Origin of the sequence: Pontibacter pamirensis (assembly GCF_010015475.1) — a bacterium.
GTDB classification, from domain to species: domain Bacteria; phylum Bacteroidota; class Bacteroidia; order Cytophagales; family Hymenobacteraceae; genus Pontibacter; species Pontibacter pamirensis.
The window spans coordinates 110,652-125,804 of sequence record NZ_SSNI01000012.1 but is presented as its reverse complement, the minus strand read 5'-3'; the positions used below and the strand labels follow the sequence as shown (position 1 = coordinate 125,804).

Below are 15,153 nucleotides of genomic sequence, written 5' to 3'. Positions count from 1 at the left end.
ATGTAAAGCAATTTAGATCAGCAAAGATACAAAAAATTAAGAATGAGCTAACTCCTGGATTTTCTTGCTGTTTTTGATCTTCTGGATGAAGGTCTTCGATGGCTTGAAGCTTGGGATAAAATGCTCGTCGATGATGATAGATGTGTTTTTAGAAATGTTACGAGCTACTTTTTTCGCACGCTTCTTGTTCACAAAGCTACCAAAACCTCGCACGTAGATGTTGTTACCATCAGCCATAGAGTCTTTAATAACTTTGAAAAAAGCCTCTACTGTAGCCTGTACATCCGCCTTATCAATCCCTGTTTTATCAGCAACCTCTGATATTACTTCTGCTTTAGTCACTTTCTTAGATTTATATAATTAATAATAAGTTAACTTTCAATACTTTAGTGTCAGCGAGATAGCTCGCTTCGTCGTTTTCGGGGCACAAAGGTAAATTTACTTTTCGACAAGTAAAAGCATTCCCGATAAATTATTAGTCCCTCATACGCACTACTTTAGCCTTCTGAAACTCCTTCTTATGACTTTGGCACCACCCCATAACGCGATGCAAAGGTTTATATTTCAGCCTCAGGCAACATAAATCAGTGTTGTACCATGGGTAAACATTTACGTTCTTTGACCTGTTCCATCAACTTAAAACCTTTGTATTTATACTTTTAACCATGGCTACTCCCAACCAGGCATATTTTGTCAACACGCTCCTTCGCTGGTATGGGCAGCACAAGCGCCCGCTGCCGTGGCGCGACACCACCAACCCTTATTATATCTGGTTATCAGAAGTTATCCTGCAACAAACGCGCGTGGCACAGGGCATGCCTTACTACCAGAAATTTGTGGAAGCCTACCCTACCGTGCAGCAACTGGCTGCAGCACCTGAAGACGAGGTACTGCGCCTGTGGCAGGGTCTGGGCTATTACTCCAGAGCACGCAACATGCACCACACCGCCAAAATTGTGATGGAACAGTATGGCGGGCAGTTTCCTGACAGCTTTGCGGAACTGCTTAAGCTGAAGGGGGTGGGGAACTACACAGCCGCTGCCATTGCAGCCTTCGCTTTTAAGGAACAGGTGGCGGTTCTGGACGGGAACGTGTTCCGGGTGCTGGCCCGTTTATTTGGTATTTCTGATGATATAGCGGTACCTGCCTCACGAAAAGTTTTCCAGAAGCTGGCTGATGAACTGGTACCTGCCGATGCGCCGGACACCTATAATCAGGCTATTATGGAGTTTGGCGCTATCCAGTGTACACCTGTTATGCCCGACTGCCTGTTCTGCCCGCTGCAGCAAAGTTGCTTCGCCTTTAACAACGGCATGGTGCAGGAACTGCCTGTTAAGAAGAAGGCGAAGGCAGCGCGGCCACGCTATTTCCATTACATTGTGCTGGAGCATGAGGGGGATTTTTACCTGCGCAAGCGGCTGGAAGGCGACATCTGGCAGGGCCTTTACGACTTCTACCTGTACGAAAGCCCTGGTAAAAACCTGCCCATCGAAACTTTAGTGCAGGAGCTACAACAAGCTGGCCTTGAGGCAGATTCAGCGTACTTGCAATCTCCCCAGAAAGACTACAAACATATCCTGAGCCATCAAAAAATTACAGCGCGTTTTTACCGGATAAGGCTTATTTCACGTTTAAAAGAGGAGGTACTGAAAGAAACAAGATTAGCTCCTTTCAACGTTGAAGAAATAGAGGCCCTGCCAAAGCCAATTTTAATTAACAGCTATTTGAAAGATGCTAAGATTCTAGTATATTTATAAGACTGAAACTAATTATACTGGCAAAAGCATTATCAGTTTTAGTAAGCCATTTTGCCTCCAGCTTGGTTGCTGGAGTAGCCCATTTAACTAAATATTATCGTAAAAAGACATGGCAAGTGTAAACAAAGTGATTTTGATCGGAAACCTGGGCAAAGACCCGGAAGTACGTCACTTAGAAGGCGGTGTAGCTGTCGCCCGTTTCCCAATGGCTACCTCTGAAAGCTTTAAAGATAGAAGCGGTCAGAAGCAGGAAAGAACAGAATGGCACAACATTGTTGTGTGGAGAGGCCTGGCCGAAGTGGCCGAGAAATACCTGAAAAAAGGTAACTCTGTGTACATTGAAGGCAGACTCAGAACAAACAATTACCAGGACAAAGAAGGCATCCAGCGCTACAGCACCGAGATCGTTGCCGACAACATGACCATGTTGGGTGGCCGAAACGACAATGGCAGCAGCGGTGGAGGCAATTATCAGGAATCCTCTTCGTCCTCTGCTTCATCTTCAGGTGCCAGTTACAGTGGTGGCGCAACAGCCACCAGCGGCGGAGCATCGGCTTTCCAGAACGACGAGCCGGACGACCTGCCGTTCTAACCTATGTTTCATTAAATGAATAAATCTTGGACAGTTTAGATTCCGGAGACCCCCTGAGTTATAGTTTACTTCAGTTATTACAAAGTTCGCTTACACAACTCAGATTTGAATACATCGCCGCCATACTGGCCGGCTTGATATTACTGCTGCTCTCTGCCCTCATCTCGGGGGCAGAGGCCGCATTCTTCTCACTCTCAGAGCAGGAGCTGGAGCAGTGCAAAAACAGCAAACTGCCTGCAAAGCAGCGTGTATACCAGCTCTTACAGAACCCGCGCAAGCTCCTTACCACCATCCTTATCCTTAACAACGGCATCAATGTCAGCATCATTACGCTTTTCGCGTATGTTGCCTGGCAGGTGTTTGGCACTATGGCCCTGCCCGCAGGTGTAATGGTTGCCTGTATGCTATTTGCCACTTTTTTCATTGTGTTTTGTGGTGAGGTGCTTCCGAAGGTATATGTTCAGAAAAGGCGGCTGAGTATTTTGACCAGAACTGCTTCTATCCTGCACCGCCTCGAAACTCCTGTTAAGCCATTCACATCGCTATTGATGTTTATTAGTGGCTACCTCGATAAACATTACATGGTAAATGGCTATAACCAAACCATTGAGAACCTACACCAAAGCCTGGATTTAGCTTTAACCAACGAGGAAACATCACCGGAAGAGCGACGGATTCTACGAGGCGTTGTAAATTTCGGCTCTATCACGGTAAAGCAGATCATGCGCCCACGCATTGATATGAATGCCTTTAGCAGCTGTATGACGCTGCCAGAGCTGCTGCCTTTAATTGTGCAGTGGGGCTATTCCAGAATTCCGGTTTACACTACAAGCAACGACAGGATTGAGGGCATCCTCTATGTAAAAGATTTGCTTCCTCACCTGAACAAGGACGCCGACTTTAACTGGCAGCAACTGGTGCGGCCGCCTTTCTTTGTGCCCGAGAACAAGCGCATTTCTGCCCTGTTCCAAGAGTTTAAGGCAAAACACGTGCACATGGCCATCGTGGTGAATGAGTACGGTGCCACCTCCGGCTTATTAACGCTAGAAGATATTGTGGAGGAGATTGTTGGCGAGATCAACGATGAATATGACGACGACGATGACATTATCTATTCTCAACTCGATGAAAATACTTTTATCTTTGATGGAAAAACATCGCTGCACGACTTTTGCAAGATAGCAGAAGTACCGTTCGATGCTTTTGACGAGGTAAAAGAGGAGAATGAAACAGTTGCCGGGCTGATGCTGTCGCTGTTCTCCCGCATTCCGCGGGTAAGCGAGGAAGTTTCTTACGGTCAGTTTTATTTCACCGTAGAGTCGGCGGACTTTAAGCGTGTAAAACGAGTTAAGATAAATGTCGCAAGTAAAAAAGAGCACTACCAGAAAGTCAGCTAATCTACAGATGCTTTTGTGGGCATGCTTGGCAACGGCCATGGCAGCCTGCGGAACAGCAGAGTATACTCCAAAACCAAAAGGATTTAATCGCATAGACCTCCCGGAAACGGCTTATCAGCCGCTGCAGGAAGCGCACCCTTATACCTTTGAGTTTTCAGAGCACGCCAAAATACGCCCTGATTCATCCGGCATTGCGCAACCACACTGGATAAACATTATTTATCCAAGCTTGGGAGCCAATGTGCAACTTACGTACAAAGGTATTGACAGCGATAAGATGCTGAATGACCTGATGGAGGATTCTCGTAAGCTGACGGCAAAGCACCAGATCAAGGCCTACGCGATTGAGGAAAGCCAGATTAAAACACCTGCAGGAGATTTAGCATCTATTTTCGAACTGGAGGGCGAGGTGCCCAGCCAGTTTCAGTTCTACGTGACTGACTCCACAGACCATTTTCTGCGCGGTGCTCTATATTTCCGCACCGCCACACAGAACGACTCGTTAGCTCCAATCATCGAGTATGTCAAAAAAGACATCGTGCACCTGCTGAACACGTTGGAGTGGAAGGAGAAGCAGTAGTGCTTTAAGACCTCGCAGTGTGTGCAACTCCTGCGAGTGTCCGACTACTATTAGTTGGTACTTTGTTGCTAGCAAAACACTGGCATGACCTTTTCACGCTGCAAGGTCATCAGGTATATGTATGAGTAAAGCGATATAAAGCCCTGACAGCACTTACACCTGTTGGGGCTTTTGCTTATTTTTGCTTTCTGAAATTGCCATAAATTCACAGACAGCCAGAGGCATTGAACAACTTCTTCCATACTAAGATTGAATTCCTGAAGGGCGTGGGGCCAATGCGGGCGGAGCTGCTGCAAAAAGAGCTGCAGATCTTTACCTATGGTGATCTCATACAGCACTACCCTTTCCGCTACCTCGACCGCACACAATTTTACAAGATTGCTGAACTGGACGAAAGCCTGCCATACGTGCAGGTGCGCGGCCGCGTGCGGGGCAAGGAACTGCTTGGGGAAGGACGAAAGCAACGCCTGGCGGCAACCTTGGTGGATGAGGATGGGAACCAGATGGAGCTGGTGTGGTTTAAGGGCGTGAAGTGGATGCAGAAAACGCTGAAGAACCACACTGATTACATCGTATTTGGCAAGCCAACCGAGTTCAACGGCAGGTTTAACATGGCCCACCCGGAACTGGAGGAACTGAGCGAGGAGAAGCAAACCACCTCCTTTCTACAGCCCGTATACCATACCACCGAAAAGCTGAAAGCCCACCGCATCGACAGCAAAGTCATCAGTAAAATGATGGAGATGCTATTGAAGGTGGCGCTGCCTAACGTGCAGGAATCACTGTCACCGGACTTGATTGACCATTACCGGCTGATGGACAAGCGAAACGCGCTGCTTAACATTCACTTTCCGGAATCAGCGGAGAAGTATAAGGCGGCCACCTTCCGGCTTAAGTTCGAGGAGCTTTTTTACATACAGCTGCGCCTGTTCCGGCATAAGCTCGTACGCAAAGCTGACTTGAAGGGGCAGGTGTTTAACCAGGTGCCTACGCTCACCGAGTTCTACAAAAATCACCTCACCTTCGACCTGACCAATGCCCAGAAGCGGGTGGTGAAAGAAATTTACAAAGACCTGACCGCTGGCAAACAGATGAACCGCCTGCTGCAGGGAGATGTGGGCTCCGGCAAAACCATTGTGGCCTTTATCACCATGCTGATTGCGGCAGACAACGGCGCACAGTCGGTGCTGATGGCGCCTACAGAGATTCTGGCAGACCAACACTATGTGGGCCTGAAAGCCTATGCCGACAGCCTGGGTATAAACCTAGGCAAGCTAACGGGCTCCTCGAAAGCGAAAGACAGAAAGGTGCTGCACGAGCAACTGCGGGCTGGCGACATGAAGATGATTGTGGGTACGCATGCCCTGCTGGAGGATGTGGTGCAGTTTCAAAACCTGGGCCTTTGCATTGTGGATGAGCAACACCGCTTTGGCGTGGAGCAGCGCTCTAAGCTGTGGCGCAAGAACCCGCGCATTATCCCGCACGTGCTTGTGATGACGGCCACGCCCATACCACGCACGCTGGCAATGACCTTGTATGGCGACCTGGATGTGTCAGTAATAGACGAGCTGCCTGCAGGCCGGAAAGAGATTGTGACCGTACACCGCTTTGATTCGCACCGGCTGCGCGTGTTCCAGTTCATCCGGGAGCAGATTAAACTGGGCAGGCAGATATACATCGTGTACCCGCTCATTGAAGAGTCGGAGCAGATGGAGAACTACAAGGACCTGATGGATGGTTACGAAAGCGTGAAGCGGGCTTTCCCTGAGTATAAAGTGAGCATGGTGCACGGCAAGATGAAGGCGCAGGACAAAGACTACGAGATGAAGCAATTCGTAAAGCACGAAACGCACATTATGGTGGCGACTACGGTAATTGAGGTAGGCGTAAACGTGCCGAATGCTTCTGTTATGGTGATTGAGAGTGCTGAGCGTTTTGGCTTATCACAGCTGCACCAGCTGCGGGGACGTGTGGGCCGTGGTGCCGAGCAGAGTTATTGTATTCTGATGACGGGCTATAAGCTCAGTAAAGACAGCAAAACCCGCCTTGAGACTATGGTGCGCACTAATAACGGCTTTGAGATTGCCGATATCGACCTGAAGCTACGCGGTCCTGGCGATTTGATGGGTACGCAGCAAAGCGGCGTGCTGGACCTGCTCATCTCCGATTTAGCCAAGGATGCGCCCATTCTGCAGGAGGCGCGGGCGGCGGCGCAGCGCGTGCTGGAGGCCGACCCACTACTGGAACAATCACAAAACCATAATATACGGCAGCACATACAATCGCTTAGTGCTAACACTGTCAACTGGAGCCGTATCAGTTAAGGCTTGCCAGAATCTCAGGCAGGCATGGTATACTCCGGAAAGCAATTACATATAGTATTCAATATAACACGGCATATAGTGCAGAAACTATGTTTTCGTTTATACCTTTATTTCCCGAAGAGGCGTTATAAAGGCGCACGAATTGTATCGTTCCACGAGAAACAATAGGTTTTTTGGTATATTGGTAGCTGTTCTTTACTCAGAATTAAATTCACCCCTTATTTACCTGTGAAAAAGATTTTCATACTTCCGCTTCTGTTCCTGAGCTTTCTTTGGCAACCTGCGGCAACATATGCCCAATTTAACAGAAAAGCATCTGTAGCCTTTTCCTATATGCCTGACGAGAGTAAGGCACGCTACAGCCAACGCGTTCCCCACAAAACTATAGCTGTAGGCAACGATGAGTTTGTTGTTCTGAGCCGAAGTTCAGCAGATGCCTACACAGTAGAAAAATATAGCGATAAATTGAAAAAGCAGTGGACTGCAGAGGTAAAACTGGCAGGCACGGAGACGCTGGAAGCCTTTGCAGCGAACCAGGAGGCTGCTATCGTGGTAACACACCGTGCAGACAATGACCAGGGGCAGCAACAGCTCTACGGCCATCGCGTTGACCTGCGCACAGGCAAAAAGCAGGAAAGTGTCTTGTTGCTGGAGGCATCAGTCAAAAGTCGCCGGGCAAGTGTATCTATCTCTGAAGATGCCACTAAACTGCTGGCCTACCGCTACTATACCAACAGCAGCCATCAGATACAGGATATCAGTGGTACGTTGTATGATGGCAAGCTTCAGAAAATCGATTACACAAGCTACAACCTGCAGGACACTTATAACATACTCTCAGCAGACGTGCAGGTAAGCAACAGCGGACAGCAATACATCAGCCTGATTTCTGACAACATGAAACGCCTGACCTCGCGGCTGTATACCCCGGGCAGCGAAGAAGTTCGGGTGATGTCGGTGCTGGTGGGTGGTGTTTTCAGCGGAACAACAGTATACATCCTGGACTCTAAGTTTGAGCTGATGCACAATGGTACGCTTTACGGTGCCGTGATGACGGCTGAGGAACCCAGCGGCCGTTACTATAGCCTGAAAACAGTGAAATTTGACTTTGAGGCGGAGGACATGATATTTGCAGAGGAGTTCAGATTTACCCCGGACTATATCTCACAGGTAAACGCCTTGGACAAGAGCAGCGGCGGCAAAACAGGACAACTTGAGGATATTTATCTCTCAGACTTATTCCTGACACCTGAGCAGCAGCTTATTGTAATGGCCGAAAAGAAGTATACAGCGGGAGGAAAAGATGCCCCTTACTTTGCCAAAGAACTACACCTGTTCACATATGACGAGTACATGAACAAGGACTGGAATTCTGTACTGATGAAGCACCAGCAAGCACCTGCTGACGAAGCTTTCTCAAGCATCTCGTACAATGCTTACCTCAGCGGCAATACGCTGCACTTGCTCACACTGGAAGAGCTTAAAGGAAAGCATGACTTGTACTTGCGCCAGGTAGATGCCAACTCAGGAGAAGCCAGTGCGCCGAAAGCTGTTGGATTGAATATTGCCAATGACAAAGATCTGGCTTATGTAAAAGATTTCACTGCCTGGCTCAGCGAAAAGAATATTATAGCAGTAGCGCGGCCAAGCCGAAAGGCAGATGAGTTAAGACTAAGCAAAATTCAGCTAAAGTAGGTTTTTATGTCCCGGAAGTCTGGTTCATAAGGCGATTGAGATTCAACTGGATTGCTCACGTGCTGCTTTTGGTGAATTTTTTTAGTAAAAGAAGCCAGTTGCAGCATCATGTGTGAGAACCCCACAAAAGAAACAATCTCCACATACATTTTAAATTCCTTTTTAGAGCCATCCAGCACACCCAGTTTGTCCACTTTATAGGTGTTCATGGCAGACCAGGGCATCCAGCGCACCACCTTCTTGTGGTGCAACATATAGCGATTTATACCTACCTCTAACTGGTACCGGTGCACCTGCAGTTTCATTACCTGCTCTAAATCGGCTTTTTTGATGAGGCGCTCACCAGACAGCAAGATATCGCTGCGGTACCAGCGCACAAACCAGGGGGAATTGATGCGGCGCAGTATAATCATGTCGATAACCGATTCCGTATGATAGGCTTCAATGGCAGCCTCAATTTCCTCTATTCTGAGTTCCTGCAAGTCTGCATCCATCATCAGAATCAGCTCATGCTTCACAAACTTTAAAGCATACTTTATAGCAGCAGCCTTGCCCTGATTCTGCTGCAACTGCACCACCTGTACCTGCGGCCAGTTAGCTTTAACATAAGCTGCTGTACCATCCGTTGACCCATCATCTACACACAGAATCTGCCCAATCTGGCGAATCTGTGTGATTACTTTCAGCACATGCGCAATGCGCTCCCTCTCGTTATAAAAGGGAATTAAACATGTTACATTCATAGCTTCTTTTCAATGCTTAGAGTGCTTATCCATCCAGTACGGTAGTTAAACTTCCAGATCTCAAATATCAGAAAAAAATTTAGTGCTTTTATAGCAAAACACCCTAATTATACCATAAAAAATAAAAAGGCTACCACCAACGGTGATAGCCTTTCCAACTATAAATGGTTAAGATTAATAAACAAATTCATTTGCCTCTATCATAGCGGCAGCGATGCGGCGACGGGCTTCTTTGGTGTTATAAAGGTCTCTTTTGGTGAAACGCTTCAACCCCATGAACAACAGGCGCTGCTCGTCTCCTTCTGCCATAGCGGCAATGGCTTCTTTACCTGCCTTAAAAGTAGTGTCAACGGCATCGTTTACCACCACACGCACAATATCAATTTTATTGGCAGCAGCTTCTTCTCCTTTTTGGCTCACCAGCTTCTCTACCCGCAACAGCGTTGATTCTGCCACATAAGTCTTGATGGCCATATCCGCAATATTCATCAGCACTTCCTGCTCTTTTGCCAGTGAGTTCATGTATTTCTGCACTGCCGTACCGGCTGTTAGTAAAATGGCTTTCTTGAGGTTGCGGATAGCTTTGTGCTCTGCGGTGAACAGGCCTTGCTCTTCTTCCGCACCAAAATCCGGTATCGCCATCAACTCCTGCTGCACTGCCTGCGCAGGGCCCATCAAATCCAGCTCGCCTTTCATGGCTTTCTTCAGGATCATGTCTACTGTCAGCATGCGGTTGATTTCGTTCGTGCCCTCAAAGATGCGGTTGATACGGGAGTCGCGGTAAGCACGGTCCATTGGGTAATCAGCTGAGAAGCCATAGCCACCGTATATCTGCACACCTTCGTCTACCACGTAATCCAGCACCTCAGAGCCTTCTACTTTCAGCATGGCACACTCCACGGCAAATTCACGGGCAGCCCCCAACAGTGCTTCGTTCTCGTCTGCACCACCGGCCATCAGCTCCTGCTCTTTGCGGTAAATGTCCATACCACAACGGTAAAGGGCAGACTCCACTGCATAGATGCGGATAGCCTGCTCAGCTAGTTTATACTTGATAGCTCCGAATTTAGAGATTGGCAGTTTAAACTGGTGGCGTTCATTGGCGTACTTCACCGACAGGTCCGCCACATGCTTGGAAGCACCAAGTGTAGCAGCGCATAGCTTAATACGGCCTATGTTCAGGATGTTGAAAGCAATTAGGTGGCCTTTCCCAATTTCGCCCAGCACGTTCCCTTTCGGAACCTCGCAGTCCTCGAAGAATACCTGCCGCGTAGAAGAACCTTTAATACCCATCTTGTGCTCCTCGTTACCCAAGCTCACGCCTTTGTAGCCGCGCTCCACAATAAAGCCAGTAAACTTATCGCCGTCAATCTGCGCAAACACCACAAACACATCGGCAAAGCCGGCGTTAGTGATCCACATTTTCTGGCCGTTCAGGATATAATGGGTGCCGGCCTCGTTCAGTACAGCCTTGGTTTTAGCCGCCAGTGCGTCAGAGCCAGAGCCAGGCTCTGTCAGGCAATAAGCTGAAGTCCACTCGCCGCTCACCAACTTCGGTACATACTTCTGCTTCTGCTCTTCCGTACCGAAGTACAGTATCGGAAGTGTACCGATACCGGTGTGTGCCGCGAAAGCCACCGGGAAAGAATGCCCTCCTCCTACAGACTCTGTTACCAGCAGGGCTGTATTGAAGTCCATGTTCAGGCCGCCGTACTGCTCCGGAATAGATACAGCGAATAGCCCCAGTTCACCTGCTTTCTTCATCAGGTTCTCCATCAGCCCTTCCTCGTGGTTATCGAGTCGCTCCAGCAGCGGCCACACCTGCTCACGCACAAAGTCGCGGCAGGTCTGCGCCATCATCTCCTGCTCTTCATTAAACTCGGCAGGAATGAACACATCCTGCGGATTGGTTTCCTTTATCAGGAATTCGCCGCCCTGTATGACAGCGGATTTGTTTTCTGTTGTATTTGCCATTTTCTTATCTTTTATGTTTTTTGGACACAAGACATAAGACACAAGACACAAGACTTGCTCCTACTCTCGCTTAGTTAATTTTTTCTTAAACCCGTCAATCATTCTCTGAATCTTGCGAAGCTGTTCCAATAGGGCATTTAGCCTATTCTCTTCAATAAACCCAAATGACTGAGCTAAGAGCAACTGCGTTTCAAGCTCGAAGGCAGAGCCTAAAGCAATATTTAAAAATTGATTAAACTCTTTGTCAGAACCTCTTCCTGCTCCTTCAGCAATGTTTGAAGGTATAGACACAACTGACCTGTTAACCTGAGATGTAAGACCATATTTTTCATTTGCCGGAAACGAGGAAGTAGTTTGGTAAACAGACTTCGCCAGCCCCATTGCCTCCTTCCAAATAATCAACTCCTTAAAATTATGCACTTGAAAAGTCTTGTGTCTTACTTCCTGTGTCTTGTGTCTATTTCAAAAGCTCATAAACTCCCGCAACACCCTGGCCGCCGCCCACGCAGGCAGTGACGATGCCATACTTCTTGCCTAGGCGGCGAAGCTCGGAAAACTGCTGCACGCTTAGCTTGGCGCCGGAGCAGCCCAGCGGGTGGCCGAGCGCGATGGCACCACCGCTCACGTTCAGTTTGTCCGGGTCGAAATCCAGGTGGCGCATCACGGCAATAGACTGTGCGGCAAAGGCCTCATTCATTTCAATCAGGTCGATATCGTTTAGGGTCATGCCAGCTTGCTTTAGTGCTTTTGGCACGGCAGCAATTGGGCCCATACCCATGATGCGCGGGTCAATGCCACCTGTGGCATAGCTGACGAGGCGGGCGATGGGCTCTAAGTTCAGCTCCTTCACCATGCGCTCGCTCATAACAATCACAAAGGCAGCGCCGTCTGATGTTTGGGAGGAGTTACCAGCTGTAACCGTACCACCTGCTGCGAACACCGGCTTCAGCCTGGCCAGCGCCTCTAAGGAGGTATCGGCACGAGGTCCTTCGTCTGTGTCTACCACATAGGAGCGGGTTTTCTTCTTGCCGTTATCGTCTAAGTAAGTCTCCTCCACCGTAATCGGCACGATTTGATCTTTGAAGTAGCCTTTCTCGATCGCGTTCAGCGCCTTCTGGTGTGATTTTAAAGCAAACTCATCCTGGTCTTCACGTGAAACATTGTAATCACTGGCCACCGCTTCTGCTGTTAAGCCCATGCTCAGGTACCAGTCTGGGTTTTCTTTAGCTATTTTATAGTTGGGCACTGTTTTCCAGCCAGCCGTTGGCACCATCGACATCGATTCGGTACCACCCGCTACGATACAGTCGGCCATACCCGCCGAGATACGGTTTGCTGCAATGGCAATGGTCTCAAGGCCGGAGCCGCAGTAGCGGTTTACGGTCATACCACTCACCGACATCGGCAACGCCAGCAGCGAAATCATACGTCCAATCTGCAGGCCCTGCTCCGCCTCCGGCACGGCATTCCCCACAATTAGATCGTCTATGCGCTCCGGGTCTAGGGCAGGTACCGTACTCATTAAGTGCTTGATGACATCAGCAGCCAGGTCATCGGGTCTGGTAAACCGGAAAACACCGCGGGGCGCTTTGCCCACCGCGCTACGAAATCCGGCTACGATATATGCATTGTTCATTTTGATGCTCTTTTATAGTTTATACTATAGTTCCTAATTTCTCAGCGGTTTGCCTGTGGTGAGGATGCTCTGGATGCGCTCCAGCGTTTTGCGCTCGCCTGTCAGCGACAGGAAGGCTTCACGCTCCAGGTCCAACAGGTACCGCTCGCTCACCTCTGTTGGGGCAGACAAATCGCCACCGCACATCACGTATGCCAGCTTCTGCGAAATTTTCAGGTCATGCGCTGACATGTAGCGGCCTGTATACATGGCATTGGCTCCTGTCAGGAACATACCTAACGCGCCTCTACCCTGTACTTTGATGTTGGTGCGCTGCACTGGCTGAGTATACCCCTCCTCCGCCAGCAGGATAGCCTGCGCTTTGGCATCGGCAATCAGCCGGTTGCTGTTAATCGTGATGGCGTCGCTCTTGCGCATATACCCCAAATCAATCGCCTCCTTCGCTGAGGTAGACACTTTGGCCATACCAATGGTGAGGAACACGTTCTTCAGGTCGTTGTACTCAATGTCGCCTTCGGCATACATATCGGCAGCACGCATAGTCATTTCTTTGGTACCGCCACCGCCTGGTATCAGGCCAACGCCAAACTCCACTAAGCCCATGTAGGTTTCAGCAGCAGCCTGCACGTGGTCGCAATGCAGGTTCAGTTCGCAGCCACCGCCCAGCGTAAGGCCGTGCGGCGCGCCGACTACCGGTATTGCCGAGTAGCGCATGCGCATCATGGTGTCCTGGAACTGCTTTATCATGAAGTTGATTTCATCATACTCCTGCTCCAGGGCATACATATAAATAAGCGCCACGTTTGCACCAGCAGAAAAATTAGCTGCATCGTTACCTACTACCATGCCTCTGAATTCCTTCTCCGCAATATCCACTCCTTTGTTCAAGCCGGCCACCACATCACCGCCAATGGTGTTCATCTTCGTGTGGAACTCCACGTTCAGGATGCCATCGCCTATATCTGTTAAGGTTACGCCGCTGTTTTTCCACACTGTTTTGCTGCCACGCAGGTTATTTAGTATGATAAAGTTCTCGGCTCCAGGTATGGCTTTGTATTCTTTGCTGTCGATATCGTAGTAGCGGCGGGTGCCGTTTTCCACGATATAGAAAGACTCCTTCTGCTGGTTCAGCATCTCCTCCACCCAAGGTGCCGGTTCATAACCTGCCTCTCTCATACGCTGCACGCCTTCGCGGGCACCGATGGCATCCCAATACTCAAATGGCCCAAGTTCCCAACCAAAGCCGGCACGCAGGGCATCATCGATGCGGTACAATTCGTCGGAAATTTCAGGGATGCGGTTGCTCACATACTGGAACAGGCCGAACAGCGTCTCGTTGAAGAACTGGGCGGCTTTATCTGTCTGGCTAGAAAATGCCTTTATACGTTTCCTTAGATCATCAATCGGCTTCAATGCCTCCAGGCTCTGGAACTTCACCTTCTGCTTTGGCCCGTACTCCATGGTATTCAGGTCCAGCGTCAGGATCTCGGTTTTGCCTTTGGCGTCCTTCGTCTTTTTGTAGAAACCCTGGCCGGTTTTATCTCCCAGCCACTTGTTCTCCACCATCTTCTGCACATACTCCGGAATCTTAAATAGGTCTCTGGACTCATCCTTCTCTCCTGCCTGGTACAGACCATTGGCTACGTTCACGGTAGTATCCAGGCCAACCACATCCAGTGTGCGGAACGTCGCTGACTTTGGACGCCCAACGATAGGTCCGGTAATCTTATCTACCTCATCTATGGTCAAACCCGTTTTCTCCATGGCCTTCAGCGTCTGCATGATGCCGTAGATGCCCACGCGGTTCGCGATAAAAGCAGGCGTGTCTTTTGCCAGCACCGTAGTCTTGCCTAAGTACAGGTCGCCGTAGTGCATCAGGAAGTCAACGACTTCGCTGTCGGTTTCCGGCGTCGGAATAACTTCGAGCAATTTGAGGTAGCGGGGCGGGTTAAAGAAGTGGGAGCCGCAGAAGTGCTTCTTAAAGTCGTCGGAGCGGCCTTCCAGCATCAGGTGGATGGGAATACCGGATGTATTAGAGGTGATCAGCGTGCCCGACTTGCGGTACTGCTCTACCTGGTCATACACAATTTTCTTTATCTTCAGGTTCTCCACTACCACCTCAATGGTCCAATCGGCAGTGGCGATGTCCTTCATGTTGTCTTCGAAGTTGCCCGTTTGAATCAGTTTTGCATCTGACTTACGGTACAACGGCGACGGGTTGGAGTTGACAGCCGCCTGCAGGGAACTGTTCACGATGCGGTTGCGCACATTCTTGTTCTCCAGTGTCAGTCCTTTTTTCTCCTCGTCCGGCGTCAGCTCTTTAGGAACGATGTCGAGCAGCAGCACCTTTACGCCAATGTTGGCGAAGTGGCAGGCAATCCGGGAGCCCATCACGCCGGAGCCAAGTACCGCTACTTTTTTAATTATTCTTTTCATAGAATGGCTATAGTTGTCT

At 49.2% G+C, this 15,153-nt stretch carries 12 protein-coding genes; 6 read left to right on the top strand and 6 right to left on the bottom strand.

Translation table 11 applies throughout. From position 1 onward, the window contains the following. Window positions 1-36: 36 nt before the first annotated feature. The gene (locus E1919_RS12040; protein WP_115566595.1) at window positions 37-342 is read right to left on the bottom strand and encodes an HU family DNA-binding protein; all 306 of its coding nucleotides are present in this window, start codon (window positions 340-342) and stop codon (window positions 37-39) included. Window positions 343-665: 323 nt separating this feature from the next. Between E1919_RS12040 and mutY the strand changes: the two genes are divergently transcribed. The 6 genes from mutY to E1919_RS12010 all read left to right on the top strand — a co-directional run bounded on the left by mutY (window position 666) and on the right by E1919_RS12010 (window position 8,345). Next, window positions 666-1,757 carry an A/G-specific adenine glycosylase gene (mutY, locus tag E1919_RS12035; RefSeq protein WP_162053653.1) on the top strand — a complete coding sequence of 364 codons (1,092 nt, stop codon included), beginning with the start codon at window positions 666-668 and terminating at the stop codon, window positions 1,755-1,757. A gap of 109 nt (window positions 1,758-1,866) precedes the next feature. After that, window positions 1,867-2,349, top strand: coding sequence for a single-stranded DNA-binding protein (locus E1919_RS12030; protein ID WP_162053652.1), 483 nt, complete (start codon window positions 1,867-1,869; stop codon window positions 2,347-2,349). A gap of 26 nt (window positions 2,350-2,375) precedes the next feature. Continuing rightward, window positions 2,376-3,746 carry a gliding motility-associated protein GldE gene (gene gldE, locus E1919_RS12025; protein WP_237144301.1) on the top strand — a complete coding sequence of 457 codons (1,371 nt, stop codon included), beginning with the start codon at window positions 2,376-2,378 and terminating at the stop codon, window positions 3,744-3,746. Next, window positions 3,706-4,326, top strand: coding sequence for a gliding motility lipoprotein GldD (gldD, locus tag E1919_RS12020; protein WP_394351768.1), 621 nt, complete (start codon window positions 3,706-3,708; stop codon window positions 4,324-4,326). The genes gldE and gldD overlap by 41 nt, the downstream gene beginning before the upstream one ends. Before the next feature lie 224 nt (window positions 4,327-4,550). Then, a complete protein-coding gene (recG, locus tag E1919_RS12015; protein ID WP_162053651.1) occupies window positions 4,551-6,650 on the top strand; it encodes an ATP-dependent DNA helicase RecG in 2,100 nt (699 codons plus the stop codon). A gap of 228 nt (window positions 6,651-6,878) precedes the next feature. Beyond that, on the top strand, window positions 6,879-8,345 hold the full coding sequence (locus E1919_RS12010; protein WP_162053650.1) for a hypothetical protein: 1,467 nt from the start codon (window positions 6,879-6,881) through the stop codon (window positions 8,343-8,345). On the opposite strand, the gene E1919_RS12005 is transcribed toward E1919_RS12010, so the two are convergent. The 5 genes from E1919_RS12005 to E1919_RS11985 all read right to left on the bottom strand — a co-directional run bounded on the left by E1919_RS12005 (window position 8,333) and on the right by E1919_RS11985 (window position 15,134). After that, entirely contained in the window at window positions 8,333-9,088 is a 756-nt protein-coding gene (locus E1919_RS12005; RefSeq protein WP_162053649.1) for a glycosyltransferase, read from the bottom strand. The genes E1919_RS12010 and E1919_RS12005 overlap by 13 nt on opposite strands. Before the next feature lie 174 nt (window positions 9,089-9,262). Further along, window positions 9,263-11,062 (bottom strand): acyl-CoA dehydrogenase family protein, encoded by a 1,800-nt coding sequence (locus tag E1919_RS12000; protein WP_162053648.1) that lies wholly within the window; start codon window positions 11,060-11,062, stop codon window positions 9,263-9,265. Between the two features lie 60 nt (window positions 11,063-11,122). Next, window positions 11,123-11,482 (bottom strand): four helix bundle protein, encoded by a 360-nt coding sequence (locus tag E1919_RS11995; protein WP_162053647.1) that lies wholly within the window; start codon window positions 11,480-11,482, stop codon window positions 11,123-11,125. Window positions 11,483-11,519: 37 nt separating this feature from the next. Beyond that, complete coding sequence (locus E1919_RS11990; RefSeq protein WP_162053646.1) at window positions 11,520-12,698, bottom strand: thiolase family protein; 1,179 nt, start codon at window positions 12,696-12,698, stop codon at window positions 11,520-11,522. 33 nt (window positions 12,699-12,731) lie between these two features. Beyond that, window positions 12,732-15,134 carry a 3-hydroxyacyl-CoA dehydrogenase/enoyl-CoA hydratase family protein gene (locus tag E1919_RS11985; protein ID WP_162053645.1) on the bottom strand — a complete coding sequence of 801 codons (2,403 nt, stop codon included), beginning with the start codon at window positions 15,132-15,134 and terminating at the stop codon, window positions 12,732-12,734. Between the last annotated feature and the right edge of the window lie 19 nt (window positions 15,135-15,153).

Bases quoted from the DNA above. Each gene is read 5' to 3' on its own strand.
- mutY (WP_162053653.1), top strand. From the start codon at position 666: ATGGCTACTCCCAACCAGGCATATTTTGTCAACACGCTCCTTCGCTGG.
- E1919_RS12030 (WP_162053652.1), top strand. From the start codon at position 1,867: ATGGCAAGTGTAAACAAAGTGATTTTGATCGGAAACCTGGGCAAAGAC.
- gldD (WP_394351768.1), top strand. From the start codon at position 3,706: ATGTCGCAAGTAAAAAAGAGCACTACCAGAAAGTCAGCTAATCTACAG.
- E1919_RS12005 (WP_162053649.1), bottom strand. From the start codon at position 9,088: ATGAATGTAACATGTTTAATTCCCTTTTATAACGAGAGGGAGCGCATT.
- E1919_RS12000 (WP_162053648.1), bottom strand. From the start codon at position 11,062: ATGGCAAATACAACAGAAAACAAATCCGCTGTCATACAGGGCGGCGAA.
- E1919_RS11990 (WP_162053646.1), bottom strand. From the start codon at position 12,698: ATGAACAATGCATATATCGTAGCCGGATTTCGTAGCGCGGTGGGCAAA.
- E1919_RS11985 (WP_162053645.1), bottom strand. From the start codon at position 15,134: ATGAAAAGAATAATTAAAAAAGTAGCGGTACTTGGCTCCGGCGTGATG.